This is a genomic window from Acinetobacter sp. ANC 5054, from assembly GCF_002135295.1.
Taxonomy (GTDB): domain Bacteria; phylum Pseudomonadota; class Gammaproteobacteria; order Pseudomonadales; family Moraxellaceae; genus Acinetobacter.
Map to the genome: position 1 here is coordinate 1 of NZ_NEGG01000011.1, position 26864 is coordinate 26864.

The 26864-nt window shown below is 39.6% G+C and carries 25 protein-coding genes; 9 read left to right on the forward strand and 16 right to left on the reverse strand.

Annotation, left to right across the window (positions count from 1 at the left end):
• Together B9T33_RS11540 and B9T33_RS11545 are read right to left on the reverse strand one after the other, a co-directional pair.
• A partial coding sequence (locus B9T33_RS11540) for an electron transfer flavoprotein subunit beta/FixA family protein (RefSeq protein ID WP_086179055.1) occupies window positions 1–506 on the reverse strand: 506 nt, incomplete at its 3' end.
• Entirely contained in the window at window positions 507–1862 is a 1356-nt protein-coding gene (locus B9T33_RS11545; protein WP_086179056.1) for an MFS transporter, read from the reverse strand. It lies immediately after the preceding gene.
• Window positions 1863–2158: 296 nt separating this feature from the next.
• Here B9T33_RS11545 and B9T33_RS11550 point away from each other — a divergent pair, with 296 nt between their 5' ends.
• The 3 genes from B9T33_RS11550 (at window position 2159) to B9T33_RS11560 (ending at window position 4281) form a co-directional block, all read left to right on the forward strand.
• Window positions 2159–2926, forward strand: coding sequence for an enoyl-CoA hydratase/isomerase family protein (locus B9T33_RS11550; RefSeq protein ID WP_086179057.1), 768 nt, complete (start codon window positions 2159–2161; stop codon window positions 2924–2926).
• A gap of 64 nt (window positions 2927–2990) precedes the next feature.
• The gene (locus tag B9T33_RS11555) at window positions 2991–3488 is read left to right on the forward strand and encodes a MarR family winged helix-turn-helix transcriptional regulator (protein WP_086179058.1); all 498 of its coding nucleotides are present in this window, start codon (window positions 2991–2993) and stop codon (window positions 3486–3488) included.
• A gap of 88 nt (window positions 3489–3576) precedes the next feature.
• On the forward strand, window positions 3577–4281 hold the full coding sequence (locus B9T33_RS11560; RefSeq protein ID WP_416202598.1) for a nitroreductase: 705 nt from the start codon (window positions 3577–3579) through the stop codon (window positions 4279–4281).
• 52 nt (window positions 4282–4333) lie between these two features.
• On the opposite strand, the gene B9T33_RS11565 is transcribed toward B9T33_RS11560, so the two are convergent.
• From B9T33_RS11565 to B9T33_RS11580, 4 genes are read right to left on the reverse strand one after another with little or no spacing between them, the layout of a single operon-like run.
• The gene (locus B9T33_RS11565; protein WP_086179180.1) at window positions 4334–5449 is read right to left on the reverse strand and encodes an ABC transporter permease; all 1116 of its coding nucleotides are present in this window, start codon (window positions 5447–5449) and stop codon (window positions 4334–4336) included.
• A gap of 5 nt (window positions 5450–5454) precedes the next feature.
• Entirely contained in the window at window positions 5455–6582 is a 1128-nt protein-coding gene (locus tag B9T33_RS11570) for an ABC transporter permease (protein ID WP_086179060.1), read from the reverse strand.
• Window positions 6579–8384 (reverse strand): ATP-binding cassette domain-containing protein, encoded by a 1806-nt coding sequence (locus B9T33_RS11575; protein WP_086179061.1) that lies wholly within the window; start codon window positions 8382–8384, stop codon window positions 6579–6581. Before B9T33_RS11575 ends, B9T33_RS11570 begins: the two co-directional genes overlap by 4 nt.
• A gap of 6 nt (window positions 8385–8390) precedes the next feature.
• The gene (locus B9T33_RS11580) at window positions 8391–9395 is read right to left on the reverse strand and encodes an HlyD family efflux transporter periplasmic adaptor subunit (protein WP_086179062.1); all 1005 of its coding nucleotides are present in this window, start codon (window positions 9393–9395) and stop codon (window positions 8391–8393) included.
• 109 nt (window positions 9396–9504) lie between these two features.
• Here B9T33_RS11580 and B9T33_RS11585 point away from each other — a divergent pair, with 109 nt between their 5' ends.
• Window positions 9505–10146, forward strand: coding sequence for a TetR/AcrR family transcriptional regulator (locus B9T33_RS11585; RefSeq protein ID WP_086179063.1), 642 nt, complete (start codon window positions 9505–9507; stop codon window positions 10144–10146).
• 382 nt (window positions 10147–10528) lie between these two features.
• Here the strand turns inward: B9T33_RS11585 and B9T33_RS11590 are convergent, their stop codons facing one another.
• The 3 genes from B9T33_RS11590 to B9T33_RS11600 form a co-directional block, all read right to left on the reverse strand.
• The gene (locus B9T33_RS11590; RefSeq protein ID WP_086179064.1) at window positions 10529–11767 is read right to left on the reverse strand and encodes a CaiB/BaiF CoA transferase family protein; all 1239 of its coding nucleotides are present in this window, start codon (window positions 11765–11767) and stop codon (window positions 10529–10531) included.
• Between the two features lie 57 nt (window positions 11768–11824).
• A complete protein-coding gene (locus B9T33_RS11595; protein WP_086179065.1) occupies window positions 11825–13246 on the reverse strand; it encodes an MFS transporter in 1422 nt (473 codons plus the stop codon).
• A 212-nt stretch (window positions 13247–13458) separates the two neighbouring features.
• Window positions 13459–14676: an acyl-CoA dehydrogenase gene (locus tag B9T33_RS11600; protein ID WP_086179066.1), complete on the reverse strand. Its 1218-nt coding sequence runs from the start codon at window positions 14674–14676 to the stop codon at window positions 13459–13461.
• 243 nt (window positions 14677–14919) lie between these two features.
• Here B9T33_RS11600 and B9T33_RS11605 point away from each other — a divergent pair, with 243 nt between their 5' ends.
• Together B9T33_RS11605 and B9T33_RS11610 are read left to right on the forward strand one after the other, a co-directional pair.
• The gene (locus tag B9T33_RS11605) at window positions 14920–15873 is read left to right on the forward strand and encodes a LysR substrate-binding domain-containing protein (RefSeq protein WP_086179067.1); all 954 of its coding nucleotides are present in this window, start codon (window positions 14920–14922) and stop codon (window positions 15871–15873) included.
• 124 nt (window positions 15874–15997) lie between these two features.
• The gene (locus B9T33_RS11610) at window positions 15998–17092 is read left to right on the forward strand and encodes a zinc-binding metallopeptidase family protein (RefSeq protein WP_086179068.1); all 1095 of its coding nucleotides are present in this window, start codon (window positions 15998–16000) and stop codon (window positions 17090–17092) included.
• Between the two features lie 112 nt (window positions 17093–17204).
• Here B9T33_RS11610 and B9T33_RS11615 read toward each other — a convergent pair whose 3' ends face one another.
• A complete protein-coding gene (locus B9T33_RS11615; protein WP_086179069.1) occupies window positions 17205–17585 on the reverse strand; it encodes an alpha/beta hydrolase in 381 nt (126 codons plus the stop codon).
• Between the two features lie 358 nt (window positions 17586–17943).
• Between B9T33_RS11615 and B9T33_RS11620 the strand changes: the two genes are divergently transcribed.
• Window positions 17944–18252 carry a hypothetical protein gene (locus tag B9T33_RS11620; RefSeq protein ID WP_086179070.1) on the forward strand — a complete coding sequence of 103 codons (309 nt, stop codon included), beginning with the start codon at window positions 17944–17946 and terminating at the stop codon, window positions 18250–18252.
• Between the two features lie 48 nt (window positions 18253–18300).
• On the opposite strand, the gene B9T33_RS11625 is transcribed toward B9T33_RS11620, so the two are convergent.
• Window positions 18301–19194, reverse strand: a complete 894-nt coding sequence (locus tag B9T33_RS11625) for a LysR substrate-binding domain-containing protein (RefSeq protein ID WP_086179071.1) — start codon at window positions 19192–19194, stop codon at window positions 18301–18303.
• A 190-nt stretch (window positions 19195–19384) separates the two neighbouring features.
• Here B9T33_RS11625 and B9T33_RS11630 point away from each other — a divergent pair, with 190 nt between their 5' ends.
• Entirely contained in the window at window positions 19385–20095 is a 711-nt protein-coding gene (locus B9T33_RS11630) for an HAD family hydrolase (RefSeq protein ID WP_086179072.1), read from the forward strand.
• A gap of 83 nt (window positions 20096–20178) precedes the next feature.
• On the opposite strand, the gene B9T33_RS11635 is transcribed toward B9T33_RS11630, so the two are convergent.
• The 3 genes from B9T33_RS11635 to B9T33_RS11645 all read right to left on the reverse strand — a co-directional run bounded on the left by B9T33_RS11635 (window position 20179) and on the right by B9T33_RS11645 (window position 24908).
• On the reverse strand, window positions 20179–21675 hold the full coding sequence (locus tag B9T33_RS11635) for a succinate CoA transferase (protein WP_171263629.1): 1497 nt from the start codon (window positions 21673–21675) through the stop codon (window positions 20179–20181).
• A gap of 173 nt (window positions 21676–21848) precedes the next feature.
• The gene (locus B9T33_RS11640) at window positions 21849–23018 is read right to left on the reverse strand and encodes a thiolase family protein (RefSeq protein WP_086179074.1); all 1170 of its coding nucleotides are present in this window, start codon (window positions 23016–23018) and stop codon (window positions 21849–21851) included.
• A gap of 111 nt (window positions 23019–23129) precedes the next feature.
• Complete coding sequence (locus tag B9T33_RS11645) at window positions 23130–24908, reverse strand: acyl-CoA dehydrogenase C-terminal domain-containing protein (RefSeq protein WP_086179075.1); 1779 nt, start codon at window positions 24906–24908, stop codon at window positions 23130–23132.
• Window positions 24909–25507: 599 nt separating this feature from the next.
• Between B9T33_RS11645 and B9T33_RS11650 the strand changes: the two genes are divergently transcribed.
• Complete coding sequence (locus B9T33_RS11650) at window positions 25508–26113, forward strand: TetR/AcrR family transcriptional regulator (protein WP_086179076.1); 606 nt, start codon at window positions 25508–25510, stop codon at window positions 26111–26113.
• Between the two features lie 70 nt (window positions 26114–26183).
• Here B9T33_RS11650 and B9T33_RS11655 read toward each other — a convergent pair whose 3' ends face one another.
• Both B9T33_RS11655 and cueR read right to left on the reverse strand, forming a co-directional pair.
• Complete coding sequence (locus tag B9T33_RS11655; RefSeq protein WP_086179077.1) at window positions 26184–26378, reverse strand: heavy-metal-associated domain-containing protein; 195 nt, start codon at window positions 26376–26378, stop codon at window positions 26184–26186.
• Between the two features lie 66 nt (window positions 26379–26444).
• Window positions 26445–26864: a Cu(I)-responsive transcriptional regulator gene (cueR, locus tag B9T33_RS11660; protein WP_086179078.1), complete on the reverse strand. Its 420-nt coding sequence runs from the start codon at window positions 26862–26864 to the stop codon at window positions 26445–26447.

Below are 26864 nucleotides of genomic sequence, written 5' to 3' on the forward strand. Positions count from 1 at the left end.
AGTTCAACAGTTTGTAAACCACCGTCGATTTCACGAGTCACTTGTACTTTGTCGCCTTCAACTTTAACTTCTGAAGCGAAAGTACCTTGGCCTGCACCTAGAAGCGCACCAAGCATCTGACCAACTTGGTTAGAGTCGTCATCAATCGCTTGTTTACCAAGAAGGATCAATTGAGGTTGTTCAGCTTCAACAACACCTTTTAGGATTTTTGCAATTTCAAGTACACCTAATTGGTTTTCGTCAGCTTCAACAAGGATGCCGCGGTCTGCACCAAGCGCCATAGAAGAACGGATTTGTTCTTGCGCTTCTTTAGGACCAATAGAAACAACAACGATTTCTGAAACAGTTCCTTTTTCTTTTAAGCGAACCGCTTCTTCCACTGCGATTTCACAGAATGGGTTGATTGACATCTTAACGTTAGTAAGGTCAACCCCACTGTTGTCCGGCTTAACGCGAACTTTAACGTTGGCATCAACCACACGTTTTACAGCAACAAGAGCCTTCATTTACACTTCCTCAGTTGTTAAATTAAAATTGGTTTTACTCTGTGCTTGGGCCATATCTGCACGTCTATGATTAATTAGAGATAAAGCTACAGCGCCTATTAAACCAGCCAAGGCAATCACAAAGAAGTTTTGCTGAATTGGTAAATTTAGCGAAACAATAAAACCAATTAATAGCGGTGCGCCAATTGCACCTAAACGCCCTACGCCAGATGCCAGACCGATTCCTGTTGAACGAATGACGCTTGGATAAAATTGACCGCAATATGAATATGCAACGATTTGCGCACCTGTTGAACAAGCACCAACAACCGCAATAATGAAATACAGCATAGTTGTCGACATAGGCAAAGTCATTAGATATAGAAAGGCACTGCCTATAGCATACATAATGACCAATACCCATTTAATGTGGAAGCGATCTGCTAACCAGCCACCACCGACTGCACCAATAATTGCGCCAATATTCAGTGCGATCACAAAAGTCAGTGCTGAACCCAATGAATAGCCTGACATTGCCATTAATTTGGTGAGCCAAGTACTTAACGCATAAACCATAAACAGGCAGGTAAAAAATGCCACCCAAAACATCAGCGTACTAAAAGCTCGTCCGTCACTAAATAACAGCCCTACTGTCGGTTTTAAATTATTATTTGATGAACCATTAACAAAAACCGCATCCGCAGGGAATTGTGCTTGCGGTGCAATTTGCTCGGCAATCTTACGCAGTTCAGCTTGTTTATTATGCTTCACCAAATAAACCACAGATTCAGGCATAGATTTTAAAATAAAAGGCAGCAAAACAACTGGTACACCAGCAGCATAGAACACCACCTGCCAGCCATATTGCATAATAAACTGTTTACCCAAAACTGCCGCTAAAATTCCGCCTACGGCATAACCCGAAAACATCAATGAGGTCATGACATTACGTACTTTTTTCGGTGAATATTCCGTCATTTGCGCAACCACATTCGGCATGACTCCCCCAATGCCTAATCCTGCAATAAAACGCACGATGCTGAATGTGACTGGATCATCAGTTAAACCTGCTATCGCAGTAAAAGCACTGAATAAAAATACACAAATGGCAATGGTTAAACGGCGACCAATTTTATCAGCGAGACCACCAAAAAATATAGCCCCAATCATCATTCCAAATAGTGCTGAACTTGCCATAAAACCAGCCGTTGAAGCACTTACATTCATTTGTTCCATAATCGAAGGTAAAGCTGCACCTGCAACAGAAATATCATATCCATCGATAATGATAATCAGCATGCACCACATTAAAACTTTGGCATGAAAACCGTTGAATTTAGCTTCACTCGCTAAACTCTGCATATCGACTTGACTCATCAATCAACTCCTTGATTGTTATTGTTGTTTTAGTTCACTACTGTTTTAAGCATTCTGTCAGCCATACGCATCCGATTGCATTCTGGGGATTTCTAACAGAAATCAAAAAACCGAACCTGTTTAATAAGCATCCAATTCAGATTAATGAATATATTTTTTATGTCAATACTATTACATATATTTAACCATAAAATACTAATAATTAATGGTGTTTAATTTTATTTGTATTTATATATTGACATATATTTGATTCAACATATGCTTTTCATAAGTCTAATTTACCAAGGAAATGGAACATGACTGCTGAGCTTCACTATGAAAATAACATTGCGATTATCAGATTGAATCGACCAAAAGCACGAAATGCATTAAATTCAGAAATGATTGAAAAATTACAAGAAATTGTTTCTGAAATTTCAGTACTGAATCTGCGTGCAGCCATTTTTGTCGGTGAAGGCAAAGCCTTTTGCGCAGGTGCAGATATCACAGAATTACTGAATAAGACTCCCGTAGAGCATTTGCATAAAATACAAATCGGTCAGGCCTTATTCCAACAGATAAATGAATTAAAATTTCCGACACTGGCCAGTATTCATGGCATGGCTTTAGGAGGTGGACTTGAACTTGCTTTGGCATGTACATTTCGAATATGTAGCCCTACGGCAGGTCTTGGACTCCCGGAAATAAAACTCGGTTTAATTCCTGGCTATGGTGGAACACAGCGTTTACCACGCTTAATTGGTGTATCGAAAGCACTTGAAATGGTTGTCAGCGGCAAAATTGTTTCTGCGGAAGAAGCCTATAGCATCGGCTTAGTGAATCAAATCATTGAAATGCAAGATCCGATTGCAAGCGCAAAAGAATATCTAGATTCATTGGCAATGCAATTTCCAGCTGCGATTCATCAAATAATGCAAGCCGTTCAATCTGCATCCGATTTAAATATCCATCAAGGACTTGAATTGGAAGCCAAACTTTTTGTGGAATGCAGTCAAAGCGCTGATGCTGCTGAAGGTATACAGGCATTTTTAGAAAAAAGGTCAGCGAATTTTTCTCAAAAATAGCTGTACTAATATTCTAAGCCGATATACTAGCTGCAAATATCATTAGAAAATGTGCTTAATAACTATGTCTGATTCAAAACTTGGAATTTACGATCAATCTTTATATATGATTCATAATCGACTGTTTTTTCGATTATTTCAGGTTGGTAATAGTCTTGATCGCCAATGTTTAAATGAACTCGGTATTTCACCTGTCCATTGGGCTGTAATGGGTGCACTTTCGCGCCCACAACTCAATGATGCAGGTATGTCATTTTCAGATTTAACCGAATACTTAGGGATTAGCCGACAAAGTTTAGACAATGTTTTAAAGCGTTTAGAACGTGAAGGCAGTGTACAGCGTGTTACCTCCGATGCAGATAAACGAGCTAAAAATGTAGCGCTCACGCCATTAGGGCAACAAAACTGGCTAGACCTTCAAGAGCATTTTTTTCATTTTTATCATCAAGCTATGTCTGGCTTTGCCTTGGATGATTTAGCCAGCTTAATTCATTTACTCAATAAGTTAAATGTGGGTCTTAAGCAGATCGATCTTAAACAACTAGATGCAGACGTGAATTAAAAATTATTTTTTATATCTAGCGAACTATCATGCTCTGAACTAAAAAATTGGGTGTTTAACTAAAATCACAATATCAATCTTAAAGGGAATTTATATGCAGCAACATACATTGGTCGATCAAGTCATTAATTCAAGACATTCGGTACGTGCTTTTAAAACGACTCCAATTGAAACACAAACGATCAAAGACATTTTAACGGTGTCTAGTCGTGCGCCCTCAGGCAATAATATTCAGCCGTGGAAAGTTTATGTGGTCACTGGACAAAAGCGTGAGGCATTAATACAGAAGGTTTGTGCTGCACAAACCGAAATTTTTTCCGATCCAGAAAAAGCTGATTTATATCAAGAAAGCTTTAAATATTATCCGATAAAATGGACTTCGCCATTTATTGAGCGCCGCCGTGAAAATGGTTGGGGCTTGTACGGTCTATTGGGTATTCAAAAAGGTGAACAAGACAAAATGCAACAGCAGCTTTTACGCAATTATCAGCTGTTTGATGCGCCTGTCGGGTTATTCTTTACCGCCAATACGATCTTAGAAACAGGTTCAAAAATGGATATTGCAATGATGATCCAGAATGTCATGATTGCTGCCAAAGCCCGCGGCATTGATAGTTGTCCGCAAGCCGCATGGAATCCTTTTCATCAGGTGGTTGCAGAGGTTTTGGATATTCCAGACGATGAAGAACTGGTTTGTGCGATTTCTCTAGGTTATGCAGATGAGTCTGAAGTGGTCAATCAGCTGCAAACACCTCGAGTCCCTGTTGAAGAATTTGCTATTTTTTATGACTAATGTCCGTTGAAAAAGAGCTACAAATGTAGCTCTTCATTTGAGAATCTAAGTTCTAAGATAACCTATTCCTAAATAACCACGCTGCTAGTGGAAGCGTAATCACAGCCAGTATGAACATCGGGACAAAGTCCCACTTAACCTGCGCTATAGTCGCACCTTCCAAATATATTCGCTGAATTAGATTAATGCTGAATCGTAAAGGATTCGCATAGGTCGCAAGTTCCAATACATATGGCATGTTTTGAACTGGCGTTAATAATCCAGAAAGCAGCATCATTGGCATGATTAAGAAAAATGTATATAGCATCGCTTGCTGCATATTTAAGGAAATTGCTGAAATTGATAAGCCCAATCCAACTACAGCAATATTAAAACTCAATAATCCGAAATACAGTAATCCAACCGATCCATTCATTGGGATTTTGAACCAATACAGGATAATGAGTAAAATAATTGTTGATTGTATTAAACCAACAAAAATAGGAGGCAAGGCTTTACCAATCATAATTTCTAGCGGACGATAAGGTGTTACCAAGAGCTGATCAAAAGTACCCTGCTCCCGTTCCCTTGCCACAGAAAGCGCAGATAACAATAAAGTTTGTATCATACTTAAAGCCGCAATTAATGAAGGCATTAATCCCCACCGTGATTCTGCATTTGGGTTATACCAAATACGACTTTCAATATTTACGATTGGCGTAGTGTTCGTGCGTTCCAAATTAACTTGAGCGATGACATTATTGATATAAGATCCTGCCATGCCAGCGGTCGACGAGTTACGACCATCGAGAATAACTTGGATTGGGGAATTTTGACCTTGGTTTAGTTTGTCCTCAAAATCACTGGGTATTGTTATAACTGCAAGTGCCTGACGATCATCTATCACTTGTTTGATTTGCTGATTGCTGTCTATCGTCACTGTTCGATTAAAAATGCCAGAACCATCTAAATGCTGTAATAATTGAGCCGATGCCTGACTATGGCTTTGATCCAATATGGCATAATCCACATGATTGACGTCATAACTTGCAGCATAACCAAACAGTAGTGCTTGAATAAGTGCAGGGGCAAATAAAATAGCACGGTTCGCTGGATCGCTAAAAATGGTCAAAAATTCCTTTCTCACCAAAACCATCAGATAATTCAGCCACGCAAAAAATGAAGCCATATGCATTACCTCAAGCGTTTTTTTAGCGAAATACAGGATGCCACAGTCAGTAAAATGACATAGATCATTAATATCCCACATTCTTTAAACCATAAACGCCAATCATCCCCTCCTAAAAACAGCGTTTTTATCAAGGTCATAAAATGCGTTGCAGGTAAGAGATTACTGACGATTTGCACCACAAGCGGTAAGTTACGTGTATCAAATACAAAACCCGAGAGCATCATTGCAGGCATAAAACTAGCAAGTAATGCCATTTGACTGGCTTGAAATTGACTATTGGCAAAACCAGAAATGGTCAATCCAAGTAACAAAGACACCATTAAATATAAAAATGAAGCACTGACGACTGAAAATAAGGATCCTCGAATAGGAACATCAAAGACCCAAGAAGCCGTGACGAGACATACCACAATATCTACAATTCCAATGACGACATAAGGTGTGAGTTTAGCAATCACCATTTCAAGGGGGCGTACAGGCGTTACAAAAATTGCTTCAAGCGTCCCTCGTTCACGCTCTCGTGCAATCAACAAGCCAGTAAGAAACGCACCAATCAAGGTAAGAATCAATACAATTAAACCTGGCACTAAGAACCACGTACTGTTTGCTGACTCGTTAAACCACATCCGTTGTTCAACAGTAATTGCACCAAGGTTGGAACTTGGATGACTTCGGTCTGCTTGAATCATTTGTGCAGTATTAAATGCACCTGAAATATAACCTTGTATCGTCGTTGCAATACTGGTAGAACGCCCATTACTAATAATTTGAATCGTTGCTGTTCCATTCTCACGTTGACTTGCAAAATCAGAAGGTAAGTTGACGATGGCATCAATTTCATCCCTTCCCATAGCTTCTTCTGCCTCATGGAAATTGCTAAAGGGTGTTACCGACAAATAGTGTGTGCCATTTAATCCCGCAATTAACTGTTCGCTTTGTGACGAGCTCTGTTGCACCACGACAGCGACACGCCCGTTATTTAAATCGAAAGAAAGACCATAACCAAACAACAAAATTAAAATAATCGGTAATACTAAACCTATGGCTAAACTACTTTTATCCCTTAATAATTGACGACTTTCTTTACGAATCAATGCGAACAAGCGTCGAAAAAAAGCATTTATATTCATGTGCTTCTCCTTGCCTGTTCAACAATAGCGATAAAGGCACTATTCATATCATGTTCTTGCGCAGTCCCTGCCTGCAAGCGAACTTCTTTCGGTGAACCAAGTGCTAATAAATGTCCTGCATCTTGGATCGCAATACGATCACAATATTCCGCTTCTTCCATAAAATGCGTGGTAATGATGATTGTCATACCTTGATTGGCCAATTCACCAATGGTGTACCAAAATGAACGCCTTGCCAATGGATCAATACCACTGGTAGGTTCATCTAAGAAAATGATTTCGGGTTGATGCAATAGTGCGGCCGCCATGGATAAACGTTGTTTAAATCCATTCGGTAAATCACCACTTTTGGCACTGGGGTTTAAATTAAATTGAATTAAAGATTCTTCGATACGTTCTTTAATTTTTTTTCTAGTCAAACCATAAGCGCCGCCAAAGAATTTCAGGTTCTCTAAAACACTTAAGTTGCTGTATAGGGCAAATTTTTGAGAGACATAACCAATTTTACGTCTTGCCTCAGCGCGAGCATATCGCAAATTCACACCTGCAACCTGTAATGAGCCACTACTTGCAGGTAACAACCCACAAAGCATTCTAAAGGTTGTCGTTTTTCCTGCACCATTCGGGCCGAGCAAGCCAAAAATTTCACCACGTTGAACTTCAAATGAGGTTTTAGCCACTGCGGTAAAATCACCAAAAGTACGGACTAAATCCTGAACTTGTATGACAGGTTCAGCTTTGTTTTCAGAAATTTCACCCAAAGCTTGAATTTGAGTTTGAATTAAATTGGCGTGTTCTAAATCATGTGGTTTTAAATTGGGTTTATTTTCTGATTTAAATATTTTTTGTTCATTTTGCTGTGCTTGATGCAAAAACAGCATAAAGGCATCTTCAAGTTCAGCGGGTCGAGCTGCTATTTGACAATTGTAAGGTACATATTGGATTGGTAACTGAGGATATTCTAGAGTGCTAATAAAACGTACTGTATCGCCCTTCGGAACTGCATCGGTAATATATAAAGGTAAATCTAAAAGTTGTGACTGGATTACCCGAGCTTTCAAGTCTAGTGGGAGTCGAAGTTGCCAAGTTAAGCCATCAGCTTCAGCACTTAAACTTTTCGGTGTGCCATGTTTTAAAACTTGACCTTGGTACATCACGTAGACTTCAGCGCAGCGTTCTGCTTCATCCATATATGCAGTGCTAATAATTACACTCAGGTTTTCTTCAGACACCAATTGCTGAATAATTTGCCATAAGTCTCTGCGTGACAGTGGATCGACACCCACGCTCGGTTCATCCAACAATAACAATTCAGGAGAACGTACCAATGTACAAGCCAAGCCCAACTTTTGTTTCATTCCCCCAGAAAGTTTTCCTGCGGGTCGTTGAGTGAATTTTGTCAGATCTGTAATAGCAAGCAATCTTGCAAAGCGTTCTTTTCGTATTTCTTGAGCGACACCATGCAAATCTGCATACAGATCTAAATTTTCTTGGACACTTAAATCTTCATAAAGTCCAAAGCGCTGTGGCATATAGCTAATACGATCTTGCACCTGTTGTGGATATTTGGCGACATCAATACCCAGCACATCAAGTGAACCCGCACTCGGTGCATATAACCCCGCCATCAATCGCATAAATGTGGTTTTGCCTGCACCATCTGGGCCAACTAAAGCCGTCAGTTGTCCTGACTTAATTTCAATATTTAAGTCTTGAATCGCTACAACTTCTGAATTTTTCTTATCGGATGCAGAAAATATTTGGCGCAAATTTTTGGCTACGACAACATGCGGATTGGTCATAAGCCATTACTCTGCTTTGGCCTGAACAATATTGACTGTCACAGGCTGACCCATTTTTAAAGCATCATTTGGATCTTCCACATAAATCCGTACCTCATAAACCAGACTCGTTCGAATATCCTCAGTTTGCACCGTTTTGGGTGTAAATTCCGCAACGGATGAAATAAAGCCAATTTTACCTGCAATAGGCTTATTCGGCTGTGAATCACGAACAATTTGAGCCATCCCGCCCATTTTGATTTGGCCCAATTGAATTTCATTGGCATAGACACGCACCCATTTAGGGTTGGTTAACGCCAAGGTAAACACAGGTTTCTGAGCTGTGGTCATATCACCAACTTCTTGCAAACGTGCACGTACCACAGCATCTACAGGAGAAACCAAGACACTACGCTGAATTTGATAATCGATTAAATCCAATCCTGCTTGAGCAACTTCTGTTTGTGCTTTGGCTGCTTCACGGTCTTCACGACGTGCCCCATGTTTTAATAATGCGAGATTCGCTTGTTTTTCTTTTACTGCTGCTGCTGCGGTCGCTTGATTGCTTTTTGCATAATCCAGTTCTTGCTTGCTGATGGCTTGCCCTGCCGTACTATTAAATAGAACTTGCATGCGCTTTAAATCTTTCTCAGATTTATCTAATTGGGTCAAAGCAGATGCGAGTATGGCTTCAGCCTGAGTGATTTGTTCTGGACGTGTTCCAACATCTTGTTCAATGACGGTTTGCTGTTGAACTTTGAGCTGCGCCTCTGCTTGTTGTTTTTGAATATTTAAACTATCCGTATTTAAAGTGGCAAGTACCTCACCTTTTTTGACTACCTCACCTTCTTGAACTGTTAATTTCTGGATACGCCCCGGCTGTTCAAAAGCCAAAGAAACTTGTCGAATATCGACATTTCCATACAGCGTTAAGCTGCCATCATCAGTTTTAGTTCGATTAAAATAATACCAAGTGCCACCAATTACAGCGACAATGATCAGCAATATGCCTGCAATGACAGCTTTTTTCATACGACACCATGTCTCATTTTAATGTATTAGTTTAAATTTAATTTAAACTAACATAAATTAAATCTATAAATATATACTGAGGCTGATTTCCATTTCTAAAACCTAAATTATGCCTAGAGCTCGTCGCACAGATGGTGATGCTACCAAACAGAAAATTTTATTTGCCGCATCTAAACTCATTGCGCAAAATGGTTTTGCAAAATCGAGTAATAAAGCTATCGCTCAGGCAGCTGAAGTTGATCTCGCCTCTATTAACTATCATTTTAAAGGTCGTGAAGGTCTATATCAGGCCGTTATTACTGAAGCACATAGTCAATATTTTGATGAAAAAGACCTCATTGCGCTTGCTGCTTTAGATATTTCCGCTGAAGAAAAACTCGGGCTATTTTTTGAAAAATTAACCCTCAATTTATTAACAGGAAATACTTGGTACAGCCAAATTTTAATACGAGAATTATTAACTTCATCAAGTCGTTTAGATCAATTTTTTAAACAAGATGGTAATCGTAAATTTTTATTGATTTTAGACATGATCAGTGAAATATCAGGCCTGAGTCCGAACCAACCTAAAATTTTGGCCTGTATGTTGAGTGTAATGGCGCCCTGTTTTATGTTAATTTTGGCGGAAATTAATCCTTTAAGCCCATTACATAGCGTATCTAAAATGGATGCTCAACAACTTGCAACGCATTTAAAAACATTTTCAATTGCAGGGTTAAAAGCCATCAAAAATCAGCATTCAGAAAACTGAATTTGATATCGCAGTCAAAACATTTCGTTATATTTTCATTTGCTTCTTCATCACGGCTGTACGTATTTTCTAATAGTTTATATAGGCTATGTTGCATAAACCTAGCATAAACGACTTATTCAGCAATATACTTTCAAAATAAATAAGCCTGCCCCTAAAATTTATCGTACAACCAATTGGCCCTCCTATAATCAAGCTTTCATTAAGGGCAAATGGGGAGTCAAAGATCAGCAATTGGTTAATTTAGATTTAAACGTTTTAGTATCTAAGCCACGATTAGCGGCTAAAAAATTTTCTTGCCGCTTAATAAAAAAATGACCGAAGTATTGGCGTTCTTCGGTCAAATAAGAAATGCATATTGTTTATAAATGAAAGGGCTACCTTAAGCTGCAGGATCTTGTAAGAGGTCAATGATGCCCTTAGCTTTTAATGTTTCTAATTCTTGATGTGTTTTAAAGCGAGATAAAATTTTCGAAGTGTGCTCTCCCAACTGTGGCGGAGCATGTTTATATTCCACAGGTGTATCCGAAAGTTTGATTGGTGAACCAATCACTTTAAAATCAGGTTTTAAGCGATGTGGAATATTCACTACCATGTCACGATGCTGGATTTGCGGTTCATTTAATGCGTCTTCAACTGAGTTAATAATCCCAACAGGCACTTTATAGGCATGAATTGCATCGACCCATTTTTTGGCATTTTCCTTTAAGAAAAACGCGGACAAAAGTGGGATGAGTTCCTCACGGTGTTTAACCCGATCTTGATTGCGTAAAAAGTTTGGATTCTCCAGCAATTCTGGATATCCAATGGCAATGCACAAATCTTTAAATTGCTTATCATTGCCACAAGCGATAATAAACTCTTTGTCTTGCGCTTTAAATGTCTGATACGGCACGATATTAGGGTGTTTATTTCCCATTCTTTTAGGCGCATGACCTGACGTCAAATAGTTCATGCCTTGGTTGGCCAAAGCTGCAACTTGTACATCGAGTAAGGACATATCAATATATTGACCGCGCCCTGTATGCTGGCGGGCAAGTAAAGCGGCTTGTATCGCAATGGTCGAATATAATCCAGTTTGGATATCCACTACAGCTACACCGACTTTTTGTGCACCGCCACCTTCGACATCATCCGCCTCGCCCGTAATACTCATCAGGCCAGACATACCTTGAATAATAAAGTCGTAACCTGGTTCTGCTGAACGTGGGCCGTCTTGCCCAAAACCAGTAATCGAGCAATACACCAGATTCGGATTCAAAGCACTGAGCGTTGCATAGTCCAAACCATATTTAACCAAAGAACTGGCTTTATAATTTTCAATGACTACATCCGACGTCTTGGCAATCTCACGAATGAGTTCTTGCCCTTCAGATGTTGCAATATCAATCGCCACAGAATACTTATTGCGGTTGGCACATTGATAATACCCCGACTCACGTGTAGCTTTGCCTTGTTGGTCAAGCATCCACGGTGGTCCCCACATACGAGTATCATCACCCACTTGTGGGCGTTCGATTTTTATCACTTCTGCACCCAAATCTGCCAAAATTTGACCGCACCACGGACCGGCCAATACTCGGCTTAAATCTAATACTCGAATTCCTTGTAATGCGCCCATTTCTAACTCCTTTTATTCAGCCATGAAGCTTGAATCAAACCTCATGGCTTCAGACATTTATTTTACTGTTACTGGTTTAGCACTTTCGTTGTTCACATGATCTGCTGCATGTGTATCCATTTTTGCAAGTTTTTCCTGCGTGTTAGAGATGGTCGCTTGTTGTGGGTCATATTGACGCTCACGAATAAACAGACCCGGAATTACACCAGCAATGAAGTAAGCTGTACCCATTACAATAAATGCCATGGTGAATGAACCACCTGCGGCAATGAAGCCAATGGTTGCTGGAGCAATTGCTGCACCTAGACGCCCCATGTTGTAAGCACCACCAATGGCTGTACCACGTACATCGGTTGAGAAACTTTCAGCCATATAAGTTGCATTTACACCATATGGAATGCCATACAAGAAGCCAAAGGTCACAAGTAAATAGGCAATATTGGTTGGTGTATTATAAAAAATAATGATGGGTAAGAACGCAGCAGTTGCAACTGTGCCAAACACAAAGGTAATACGACGACCAAATTTATCCGCTGCATAGCCAGCAAGAATTTTACCTAGAATCATTGCTGTATAAGCACCAACCATGTAACCCGTCATGGCTTTAAAGTTCATGCTTAGTTCAGTTTCTAAATAGGTTGGCATCCAGTTATTTACGCCATAATAGCCAAACTGTAAAAATGCTGCGGTACTCATCCACAATAAGAACATTTTACGGTGATTGGTGTGGCCAAAAATACGTTTAAAAATACTGTCTGGAGCTGTATTATTTTGCGTTAGTTCTGTACTGGCAATGGGCTGTAGATTTAATTCACGACGTTGAAGTTGTTCAATTTTCGCCTCTTGCCATGACTTTGGCTCAGGTACAAAGCGCATAAAGATCAATGCAAATGCCGCAGGAATAATCGTTACATAGAACAGCATACGCCAACCGTGATCTGGAATAATCGCACCAGCCATTAAGGTTGCAACGATATAACCTACAGTTTGACCCGTTTGTAAGGTCCCTAATACTGTCGTACGGTATTTGGTCGGTACATATTCAGCCATTAATGTATTACACGCCATATAAAGCGAACCCAGACCAAATGCACCTATAAAGCGTAATACTAAGAATTGCTCATAACTTTGAGTAATACCTAAAATACAGGTCATAATTGAAAAAAAGACCACTGACCAAGCAATGGTTTTGACACGACCATACTTGTCGCAAGCCCAACCACCAGAAATACCGCCCAGTGCCATACCAGCCAGTGATGAGCTGCCTAACATGCCTGCTTGAAATGTCGATAAGCCAAACTCAGCTTTTAAACTGGTCAGACTAAATGACAATAGCATGATGTCTACACCATCAATAACCAGCGAAATAAAAGCAAAAATAAATGCCATTTTCCAAGTATTACTGGTAATACGGTGCATTGTTCCAACATTTGAAGGCAATTTGAGCGTTCCTGCTCCATTTTGCATTTCGTTATTCATATTCCTTGTTCCTCATTTTCCCAAATGAGTCATCGGCAATCCTATTTCTGTACACTTGCCATGCATTTATTATTTTTCTAATTCATTTTCTTTAGGCATTTTGTACAGATTTAAAAGAGTGTTTCACGATGAATCCTTTTCGATTAATTTGATTTTTTAGGTTAAAAAATTCCAAGAGCATTCAATATTGAATGCTCTTAAATTTAGATTTTTTAGAATGCTGCAATGCCCGTTTGTGCACGGCCAAGAATCAGTGCATGTACATCATGCGTGCCTTCATAGGTATTCACTACCTCTAGATTGACCAAATGTCGTGCCACACCAAATTCATCTGATATACCATTACCACCCAACATGTCTCGCGCAACTCGGGCGATATCCAGTGCCTTGCCACAGTTATTTCGTTTAATCAGTGAAGTCCCCTCGACCGAAGCAATGCCTTCGTCTTTCATACGACCAAAGCGCAGTGCAGCCTGTAGACCTAGTGCAATTTCAGTTTGCATATCGGCCAGTTTCTTCTGAACCAACTGATTCGCTGCCAATGGACGACCAAACTGTTTTCGGTCCATTGTGTATTGATGGGCTGTATGCCAACAGAATTCAGCTGCACCCATTGCGCCCCATGCAATGCCATAACGAGCACTGTTCAAGCAAGTAAATGGACCGCGTAAGCCTCGTATTTCAGGGAAGGCATTTTCTTCTGGGACAAAAACATTATCCATAACGATTTCACCAGTGATGGAAGCACGTAGCCCGACTTTACCGTGTATCGCTGGCGCTGATAGCCCTTCCCATCCTTTTTCTAAAATGAAACCGCGAATGTCACCGACATTGCCTTCTTGTGATACTTCTTTGGCCCAAACGACAAATACATCCGCAATCGGGCTGTTGGTGATCCACATCTTTGCGCCTGTTAAACGATAGCCACCATCTACTTTTTTCGCACGTGTAATCATACTGCCTGGGTCTGAACCATGGTCTGGTTCGGTTAGGCCAAAACAGCCAATGTAATCGCCAGTTGCCAGTTTTGGCAGGTACTTTTGCTTTTGTTCTTCAGAGCCAAATTCATTAATCGGCACCATCACAAGTGAACTTTGCACACTCGCCATTGAACGATAACCCGAGTCAACATATTCAATTTCACGTGCTACCAAACCATAGCTCACATAGTTCAAACCCGCTCCACCATACTGTTCTGGAATTGTTGGACCAAGTAGACCCAGTTCACCCATTTCACGGAAAATTGAAGCATCAGTTTGTTCGTGACGGAATTGTTCCAGCACACGCGGCTGTAAACGCTCTTGGCAGTAAGCATGCGCAGTGTCTCGAATCATGCGCTCTTCTTCGGTCAGTTGCAGTTCCAATAAAAACGGATCTTTCCAATCGAACTGTACTTTTGCCACTTTTTTAGTATTAACCATTTGATTCATAGCGTCCTCTGCTAACAGGTTTGACTTTGTTTTCATCGATGCTATGTGTGAAAAGTAATTCTTTCAAACGATAAATATTCATGCAGATATGCGTGTTATACATATCTAAAAATAAAACTGAGAGACATAAGCACTTTCGCCACTGATGTTAAACGGAAAACCCACTATTTTTAGACTAAAGTGCTATATGGAAATCTTTCTTATATGCCATTTTGTGATACCACTTGATAAAAGGATTTATCTATGCGCCGCAATATTCCCTCACTTCAAAGCCTGATTTGTTTTGAATCTGCGGCCAAGCACGCCAGTTATACACATGCATCTCAAGAGCTATTTATTACGCAAAGTGCTGTATCTCGACAAATACAACAGCTTGAAGAGTTTTTGGGCGTAAGTTTATTTAGTCGAACGCGACATGGTGTTGATCTAACTGAAGCAGGAAAACAATATGCCAAAAGCATCAAACCATTTTTGCAAGGTTTAGAAAAAAGCACATCCGATTTAATGACACATAAAGGTCTGGGTGGAACGCTAAAAATTGGTGTGGTCCCGACATTTGCTACGCGCTGGTTATTACCAAAATTACATCGATTAAACGCACAGCATCCCGAAATTACTCTACATTTAGAAACCAGCACTAAGCCCTTTTTGTTTAATGACAATATTTTTGATGCAGCCATTTTTGCAGGAACTGAACAACAAATTAAACATTGGCCTGGCATCCAAGCACATTTTTTAATGAATGAAAGCATTGTGCCAGTGTGCTCACCAACATTAATTCAGCAGATGTTTCCTGAGGCAAAACTTGATTCTGAATATGCCTACCATTTAAGTCCTGAACAATTGATTCAACTTCCCCTACTACAACAAACTACTCGCCCCATGATTTGGCAGGAATGGTTCCAAGCCCAGAAAATTCAACATGAAAAACCATTTGCAGGTCAACGACATGAACTATTTTCCATGCTTGCTGTAGCAGCTACACACGGTATGGGGATGGCACTTATTCCTAAAATGCTCATTGAATCTGAACTGAAAAAAAAGGAGCTGGTCTTAGCTTCTACACAGCAACTTGAAGGTGCACGAAAATACTATTTGATTCATTCTAGCCACGATATTTCACCAATGATTGTTAATTTTGTTGAATGGATGAAACAGGAATTGAATTCAGCTATAGATGTAAATGACCTAAATTAAAAAATGTAAATTTTCCATACACTTAAAGCAATATGGCCTTATCGTAATTTTTAGTGATCATCCATGACGAACATCTTTTTATTGCTTTATAATTGTTTAAAAATAATGCATCTTCAAGACTGCTATGAAATATTTCAGCTGCGCTGTTTGTCATAAACAAGTGTTTTTTGCCAATACCGAATGCATGAACTGTCACACTGCATTAGGCTATATCGCCTCTGAAAAAGAGATGGGCTGTTTTGAAAAACATAGTGCAACGCTTTGGCTTGCACTAAATGCTAAGCAAAGAGGTCAACGCTATAAACCTTGTTACAACTATCAACATCATCAGGTTTGTAATTGGGTGGTGCCTGCCGATAGCGATGAAATCTACTGCGAATCTTGTCAATTGACGCATGTCATCCCCAATTTGGATGATCCAGACAACATTGTATATTGGGCACGTTTAGAAAGTGCCAAACGGCGTTTTTTATATTTGATGCAGCAGCTAAATATTATGCCTCGCCCGAAACGCAGCGATGAAGACCGTTTGGGTCTACGCTTTAATTTTCTCATGCCTACAGTCGATCACCCAGTTATGACTGGACACGCCAATGGCGTGATTACCTTAAATGCCAGTGAAGCGGATGTGATTTACCGCGAGACGACACGCATAAAAATGGGTGAAAACTATCGTACCTTATTAGGACATTTCCGCCATGAAAGTGGACATTATTATTTCGATTTAATTAAACATTTACGCCCAGAATTAATTGATGATTTTCGCCTCTACTTTGGCGATGAGCGGCTAAATTATAAAGACGCGCTAAAACGCCATTATGACGATGGTGCACCACTTAATTGGGCAGATAACTATGTCAGCTCTTATGCAAGTACACATCCATGGGAAGATTGGGCGGAAACATGGGCACACTATTTACACATGATGGATACTTTAGAAACTGCCTACTATGCTGGTTTAATGGTTAAAACTGATATCGACAACTTAAATAACCTAGAACTGGTGGAAAATCCCATTGGCGCACAAGACTTTGATTTATTATTAGACAATTGGATGACACTTACTTTTAACTTGAATGCCCTTAATCGCAGTATGGGACTAGATGATGCATATCCATTTACCCTTTCTAATGTTGTGTTAGATAAACTACGTTTTATTCACCATAAAATGTTGTATTTAATTTTTAATCCGCCTGATACTACTAAAACCTTAGCTTAACTTCTGGCTAAAATGTACCTGAACTTTGATTTATTTGCTTTTATATATCCTTTTAATTGCAACAATAAAGCTGGTTAAGCATATTTTGATTCACTCAATCATCATCAATTAACTATTGACGATCTTGGCGATTTGAGAAGTAGTTGTTGATAAAATTTTTCTGAGTCTGGATAAAAAATATCAATGGCTCTTTCATCAGATATTTATAGATTTCAGGATTTTCCAAACTCACATCTCGCCACGGTGAAATCAAAACGATACTGCCTGGCACAGGTTTCTTCTTCTTCTTCTTCTTCTGCTTGAGCTTGAAATACAATCCCAGTGTATAGCCGCCGCCAGCAGAGTCCCCCATAAATAAAATGTTTTCAGCAGGCGTAGTTTTCAATACTTCTGTATCAGCTTGCTCGACCATTTGAAATGACTGTTTATAAATATAATCGGGTGTCATTGGGTAATCTGGAATAACAACTTGTACGCCAGATTGATCGATAATTTTATTTTTAAAAGCATATTGTTACTTAAAAATTCTATTAATATATGCCCTGCCATGAATATAAAAAATTACAGTGCCAATGGTTTTTTTGCCTGAAATATGGTGGCAATCAAAACCATCTATAACTTTGTTTATGATGTTTTTATTTTTCAAAGCAGATTTTTTGATGTTATCGCTTTTGCTCGGGAAATCCCCCTTATCAAAACTTTTATTCAGGTTGTTTTAGTCTGTTGTTAGTGAAATAAGATCACGTGTAATACGAAATTTAAAACTCGGTGATTTTTAACTGAATAAGAAATTACTTGATCGTTATAAGCCACAACAAATTTTAGCTGCTGGTCTTTGGATTTATGTAGCTATGGCTTTGGTGACGACTTTGGCATCAAGTACCGCATCAATGTGGTTATACATCGTGCCTTTATGGTTCACCATTGGTTTTGTCAGTTTGCTATCTGCCAATGGCATGGCTTTGGCAATGGCTGCTGCGCGTGAACGTGCAGGTACAGGTTCGGCTTTGCTAGGTGTTTGCCAGTTTGGTTTAGCTTTTATCGTGTCGAGCTGTGTTGCAGTCGGTGGCAGTGATAGCATTTTGCCAATGAGTTTGGGGATTTTAATTCCAGCTTTGGTGGCACTTTTGATATGGCTTTTAAGTATCAAATCTAGGTAAGTGAACCGCCGAAAGGCGGTTTTTTTTACAGCTATGAAAGATTTATATTTACTTTACCAATATCTCATGGAACATATGACGTAGCCACTGATGGCTCGGTTTATGGTGACAAGACATATGCCAATACTGCTTAACCCCATAGGTTGGAAAAGCAATTGGAGCCTCAAAGATTTTTAAATTGCCGCGTGAAAGTAGAACTTCACTCAAATAATAAGGTACTGTCGCAATAGCATCAGTATCTTGTACCACCAAGCCTACCCCTAAATAGCTCGGCAATCGCATTAAAATATCACGCTTCAAATCGAGATTAAGTAACTCATTTTCAATATGATAATGCCCCATTCCTGCATCAATATCGATATGCGATTCACTTAAATATTGTTCTGTGCTTATGCTATCACCTGTTAAACGTGGATGATCCTTCGCTGCAATGACCACATAGTATTGTTCAAAAAGCTTTTGTTGATAAAAACCACTTTCCAAATGCGGTAAAAAACCCAATGCTAAATCAATTTCACCATTGGCCATTTGGTAACTGGTTTCTGAGGTGATGGGTCGAACATTTAAACGAATTTGTGGCGCATGTTTTTTTAGATATTGGCTAATTTTAGGCAATAAAACCAAATGCGATACATCAGTCATAGCTAAAGTAAATTTCTGATCTGAAACAGCTTGGTCAAAATCAATTGAAAAATTATTAATAGCTTCCACTTTACTTAAAGCTTCACTCACCATTGGAAAAAGTTGGCGTGACAACTCAGTAGGTACCATTTCATTACCCATTCTTAAAAAGAGTGGATCGTTATAATGCTGTCGAATTTTATTTAGGATATTACTGACCGTCGGTTGACTCATCTGCAAATGTTCAGCGGCCTGAGACACATTTTTGTACTTATAAACATGAAAAAAAATGCTGAGAAGTTTGCAGTCCAGTTCAAACACGAAAATCAAAATCCTTTATCAAAAACACTCAAATTGAAAATGTATCATCGGCTGAAATATAAAAAATGCCAATATCGAAATATTACTTTTATTGCAGATGAAACGCTAGACTGATTATAAACATAGCAAATAACTTTCATTCAGCTTTCAGAATACGCATAATGCCCTTAATTCAATGGGGATATAAAGCATGTTGAATGCGAAAAAACTAGTTTGCTTTGATTTAGATGGAACGCTCATCGACTCTGTCGGGATTTGGAATCAAGTCGATGCACAGTTAATTCAAGAACTAACCGCTCAAATCATTCCCCATTCTATCGTGCAGCAGCAACGTGACACTCAACTGCAAAAATTCAAGCATCGCCCTGATCCTTACTTAATGTATTGTCAGTTTCTAAAAGAAAGTTATGGCATGTCAGATTTAAGCGCTGAAGAAATCAAAATACGTCGTTATGCAATTTCGCATCATTTCCTCGATCATGTGATTGAGCTTAAACCGCAAGCAGAAAATTTTGTCAAAGCACTCATCCTGCAAGGTATTTCGGTTGCGATTACCACAACCACCAGCATTAATAATATTCGTCGTTATCAATCCAACAACCTTAATATCCATCCCAAATTGAATTTTGAGCAGGATTTTCATCTCGTCCTGACGCGTGAAAATGTTGAAAATATCAAGCCACATCCTGAAGTGTATTTAACTGCGATGCAGCATTTTGGCTTAAACCCTGAAGATTGTTTAATTATTGAAGATTCCCTGATTGGTGTTGAAGCGGCAAATCAAGCAGGCATTGAAGTTGTAGCGATTTACGATCAATACTCAGAACATGAATTAGAACAAATCAAAACCAAAGCAGATTATTTTGTAGCTGACTTTGCGGAACTGATTACTACGCTTTAATCGTGCTTTTAATCATCCATAAAGTAAAAAGCCCGAACGAATCGGGCTTTTTTATTAAAAAATATTATTTAAACTGTATTAATTTAAGCAGTTTTCATACTGCCCGCTTCTTCAAATTTGGCATGCCATGACAATGCTTCATTAAGTAAATGCGGAGTTTGCCCGCCGCGCTCGCAAGCACGTTCAAAATAACTCATCAAGGCTTCGCGATATTCAGGATGCGCGCAAATATTGATAACTTTACGTGCACGTTCACGTGGTGAAAGTCCACGCAAGTCCGCCAGACCTTGTTCAGTCACCAGCACATCTACATCATGTTCTGTGTGGTCGGTATGACTCACCATAGGTACAACAGATGAAATTGCACCGCCTTTCGCCATCGATTTGGTCACGAAAATGGCAATATGCGCATGGCGGGTAAAATCACCAGAACCGCCAATACCATTCATCATTTTTGTGCCTGTTACATGGGTTGAATTTACATTTCCGTAAATATCAAACTCCAATGCCGTATTGATGGCAATAATACCAAGTCGGCGGATAATTTCAGGATTATTCGACAGCTCTTGCGGACGCAGCACAATTTTATCTTTGTATTGATCAAAATTATTCATCACATGCTGAGCACAAGGCTCAGACAACGTCATTGAACAACCTGAAGCAAACTTCATTTTGCCTGAATCAATCAGTTGGAATGTACAGTCCTGAAGCACTTCCGAGTACATTTCCAAATCATGAAAATTGGAGTGTTCAAAGCCTGCAAATACGGCATTGGCAATAGAACCAACACCCGATTGCAGTGGCCCTAAATTTTCAGGCAAACGCCCTTGTGCAACTTCAGCTTCAAAAAACGTAATCAGGTGCTGAGCAATTGCCAAAGTTTCAGCATCTGGCTCATCCATTTTGAACTGTGTATCAGGTAAATCATTGATCACAATTGCAGAAATTTTTTCTAGGCTGACATGAATGCCAATGGTGCCAATGCGGTCACATGCTTGCGTTAAAGGAATTGGGGCACGGTTTGGGCGCGCTTTGGGTACATAGATATCATGCACACCTTCAAGAACTGGGTTAATGGTATTGTCTATTTCAACAATCACATGATCCGCCATTTCAATAAAGTTCGCCGAGTTACCGCATGAACCCGTTGGGATGATTTGACCATCTTCAGTGATCGCTGTTGCCGCAATCACAGCCACATTAATGCGTGGCAAATTATGATGGCGAATATTGTCTGCCATTTCCGACAAATGCTGATCGATATACATCACTTCACCGGCATTAATCGCTTTACGCAAACCGGGATCCGCTTGATAAGGATAACGACGTGCAATGGCATGTGCTTCATTTAAGCGACCGTCAATTCGGTTACCCAAACTTGCACCCGTGGCTAAAGTAATCCGTAAAGGATGTGAAACTGCATGATCTGCCAGTGCTAGAGGCACAGTTTTTGCCTCACCTGCACCACCAAAACCGCTTAAACCAACTACTGAACCATCTTGAATTAACTCAATCGCTTTTTCGGCAGACATGACTTTGTCGCGAAGGGAGAGTAAGCGAATGCGATCTAAACCATTCATAATAAAAATCTCAAAATAAACATCTCGTTATTCGCCATCCTAGCGAACTGAGATAGCGTTTGTTATTGCTTATCCAAAAACTTACGAATCTAGAAATGAGCTATCTAACAGTCGCCCTGTCTAAAAAACAAATTGTCAAAAAAACAGCTTATCTCAATAAAAATGTAGGTAAATTACAGCAGTTCAACCGCAATTGCTGTCGCTTCACCACCACCAATACAGAGTGCCGCGACACCTTTTTTACCGCCTGTACGTTTTAAAGCATGCAAAAGCGTCACAATAATACGTGAACCTGATGAACCTAATGGGTGACCAAGTGAGCAAGCACCACCATGAATGTTTACTTTTGCTTCATCTAAGTTAAATCCATCGATTGCCAGCATGGTCACCATGGCAAAAGCTTCATTCACTTCCCAAAGGTCAACGTCTTGAGCATCCCATCCCGCTTTTTGTAGGACTTTCTCAATCGCACCCACTGGCGCGATGGTAAATTCTGAAGGGTGTTGTGAATTGGTGGCATAAGCAACAATATTTGCCAATGGCTTTAAACCACGTTCATTTGCAGTTTCAGCAGAGGTAATGACTAATGCAGATGCACCATCTGAAATTGAGCTGGCATTGGCCGCAGTAATCGTACCGTCTTTTTTAAATGCAGGACGAAGTGTTGGAATTTTTTCAGGCTTCGCACTTAATGGCTGCTCATCTTGATCGACAACCACATCGCCTTTACGACTTTTCACCGTTACAGGCACGATTTCATCTTTAAAGAAACCGCCATTAATGGCTGCAACTGCTTTATTTAATGAGTTAATGGCAAAAGTATCTTGCTGTTCACGGGTATAGCCTTTTTTGTCTGCCATTTCTTGTGCCAAAATACCCATCGAAAGGCCTGTTTCAGCGTCTTCTAGACCTTCTTGGAACATGTGGTCTGTGGTTTTACCATGTCCCATGCGGTAGCCTGCACGCGCTTTTTCTAATAAATATGGCGCATTCGACATCGACTCCATACCGCCCGCAACCACAATATTTGCTGAGCCCGCTTTAATCGCATCAGCTGCTTGCATCACGGCTTTCATGCCTGAACCACAAATTTTATTGATGGTGGTTGCACCCGTTGAGTCAGGTAAACCTGCTTGACGCATTGCCTGACGCGCAGGACCTTGTTTTAAACCCGCTGGCAATACACAACCAAAGATTACTTCATCAATATCAGCCGGTTGTAAGCCTGCACGAGATACTGTAGCTTGAATAGCTGCTGCACCTAAATCTGGAGCTGTGCACGATGATAGTGAACCCTGAAAGCCACCCATCGGTGTACGTACGCCGTCTACAATTACAATCATTTTTTATTTCGTCCTGATTTAAATCTTTTAAGTTTTTAACATCCAAGGAAACGTGGCTGTTTCCTTGGCGTTGTCCATCATAAGGGGTTTTGCTGAAATTTCGATGTCTGCTTAAGACTGAGCGGTGAAGTATTCTGCAGATAATTGCATGACCAACGCTGAACCCGCCTTGATTCGCTGTGCACGTGCTGCCAAGTCAGGAAGCACTTTTTCTACATAATATTCTGCGAGTACTAATTTATTTTGGAAGAAGCTTTCAGGTTTCACAGCTGCAGCTTTACTAATGCGCGCAAACATATAAACAAAGCTGAGCAAGCCCACAGCATGTAAGTAATCCACTGCCACTGAGTTGGCAAAATCAGGTGTAGTTTTCGCTTGTTCAACAATAAATTGCGTTAAGCTTTCTAGTTCATCACACACCTGAGCGGTAGCAGTTTTCACTTTAGAGTCAGACATAGACGCTGCAAATTCACGAATTTCTGCAATGTACTCCGCAATAAATGCGCCATTACATTTCGTGGTTTTACGACCGATTAAATCAATGGCTTGTACCCCATTGGTGCCCTCGTAAATTTGTGAAATACGCAAGTCACGTATACATTGCTCCATGCCCCATTCACGAATATAACCATGACCACCAAAACACATTTGCGCTTCTAAAGTTGAATCTAGTGCTTTATCGGTTAAATATGCCTTCGCAATTGGAGTCAGGAGCGCCACACGGTCATTGGCTTTTTTCACTGCCGCTTCATCTGTTGAATATTTAGTAATATCCAGTTGTTGACCCACATAGACAGCAAATGCACGTGATGCTTCATTGTTTGCACGGACATTGAGCAGCATACGGCGTACATCACCATGAACTAGAATTGAATCCGCTGGTTTTTCTGGAGATTGTGCCCCTGTCGCTGCACGGCCTTGCAAACGGTCAGTCGCATACTGTGCCGCATTTTGATAGGCAAACTCTGCTGCACCAATGCCTTGAATGCCCATGGATAAACGCTCGTAGTTCATCATCACGAACATTGCCGCTAGACCTTCGTTTTCATTACCTACGATATAGCCTTTGGCACCATCAAAATTCATCACACACGTTGCTGAACCTTTAATGCCCATTTTGTGCTCAACTGAGCCAGCTGACACTGCATTGCGCTCACCGATTGAACCATCTGCATTCACATGGAATTTAGGCACAATAAACAGTGAAATGCCGCGTGAACCTGCTGGCGCATTCGGCGTTTTTGCCAAAACTAAATGAATGATATTTTCACACAGATCGTGCTCACCACTGGTAATAAAGATTTTTGTACCTGTGATATTGAATGAGCCGTCATTGTTTGATTCTGCTTTGGTTTTAATAATCCCTAAATCTGTTCCAGAGTGCGGTTCAGTCAAACACATCGTACCTGACCATTCACCCGTGTAAAATTTTGGCAAATAGGTTTCTTTTTGCTCTTGCGATGCACGGTCATTGATCGCCATGCCTGCGCCCACTGTCAAAAGTGGATAGAGCATGAATGATGGATTAGTACTCCAAATCATTTCATCGGCAAGTACTGTCAGCATTTTTGGCATGTTCTGACCGCCCCATTCCTCGGACGCACCTAAACCCACCCAACCGCCTTCGGCAAATTGTTTGAATGCATCTTTAAAACCTGTAGGAGTAGTGACAACGCCTTGATTAAACTGCACGCCATCTTCTTCATCTGCTGTACGGTTTAAGTCTAAAATCACGTTTTTAGAAAACTTCGCCATTTCTTCCAAAATGGCATTTGCAGTTGCCATGTCGATGTGGGCTAGTTTTTCATTTGATTGCCAGAACTCATCTGCTTGAAATACATCATTTAAGATGAAGTCCATGTCCTTTAAAGGCGCATTGTATATTGGCATTGTACTTTCCTTTTTTCAGGCTTTGTCTTTACAGACAAACTACTTTTTTAAAGTTGCACGTTCCCACACAAAATAAGGATTATTTTGAGAGAATTTTTAAAAATCTGTTTAATCATGTAGATAGCTATTTGAGTAATAGTTATCGTGTTTTACCTACAAGTTTATAATAATAAACCTGTAATATTTTGCAGTATTTTACTTTCACAAATATATAAATTCATTAAAGAAATAAAATCCATACCTAAGATTCGATATAAACCAAACATAATATGAACCATATTCACATTTAATCTCAGTGATTATTAATCAAAATATCCACTTATACCGTTATGTTAAATACTGCTTTTGTTGTAAAAGCGAAAAGACAATAAATTAAATTTTTTCAAAATGGAATTTTATTTGAAAATTATGACCTCTTGGGTTCAGTTTTATTGACATTAAATTGACGCTATGAAATTTATATTCGTTACATCATTCACTAATATGTTTATTTTTAAGCCAGTTTGTGTCAAATTTGAGACCATAGTGGAATGTAACTACTGCAAGTTCTAGCATAAGCTAGGCTTGTTCTCTCTTAAGATGTATATGGAACAGGTAACATGAGCTCAGTACGCCAACAAAATTTTATCCTGCGTAAGGAGAAAATTTTAGCCATGGCAGAAACCCTGCTATTAGACAATAATCAAGACATCACGCTCAGTGAATTAGCCTGTGAATTAGATATAGCCAAAGGCACAATCTATAAACACTTTAAAAGTAAAAACCAGTTATATTTAGAACTTATTATATTAAATGAAAAAAGATTATTAGAAATTTCAAAAAAATATAATCACGATATTAAAACCTATGTTTCACAATATATGCTTTATAATATGCTGAATTCAAATCGAACCATATTATTACATGTTATTGAAGAACGCTTAACCAATAATGAGCGCAAATTAAAAGAACTATTTGAAGAATTATATCAAGTCCGTGAAGAACGTATTATTGAAATTAAAGACATGACCAGTGAATATTTAAAATCATTGGATAGTGCTATGTCGATTCGAGACTATTTATCTTATATCTGGACTGTGACCTACGGTGCTTCCCTGCTACTAAATTCGACGCATTATCAAAAATCAATTGGTTCACGTGAGCGCTTGATTAAGCTATATGTGAATCAGGCCTTGATGACGCCAGATAAAATTTCTGCCGTATAAAGCAGTGCTTATACATCAAAATAAAAGCCGAACTTCCGTTCGGCTTATTATCAATTACGAATTATCGGTCTTATGCAATGACTGGTGGAAAGCCATCTTCAGTTAAAGCAGTAATGATTTGATCGGCACTAGCACTTGATTCAACTTCAACCAACTTCGTTGCCACATCTATATTTACATTGGCATTTTCATCTAAGTCTTTAATGGTCGCCGTTACGCTACGTGCGCAACCACCACAGGTCATATTGTCTATACGAAATTTCATCTTATCTTCCTCTTGATCCACTGTTCAAGACTATAAACCTTGCCACAATAGTAAGGTCAAGTGCTTTTAGGTTTTGGGCACATGGCAACATTCCATCATACCTTTTTCAATTTGATTCAAAATATTGCAGTCTGCTTGCTCATTACCCGCACAGCCATCTACTGACTGTTGCAATATCTCCACCATCGCTTGTAAAACAGCAATTTTCTGATTCAAGCTATGAATATGTTTCAAAGCCAATGCTTTCACTTCAACACTTTGTCTTTCATCATTTTTCCACAGATCTAGCAATTCTTTCATTTGTTCCGATGAAAAACCCAAATCACGTGCATGACGCAAAAAACTCAAAGTTTTAACATCTGTCTCACTATAAATACGATAACCAGCTTCTGTACGTTTAGCGTTGTTGAGCAAGCCAATAGATTCATAATAACGAATCATTTTGGCTGAGATACCCGATACTTTTGCCGCTTGACCGATATTCAT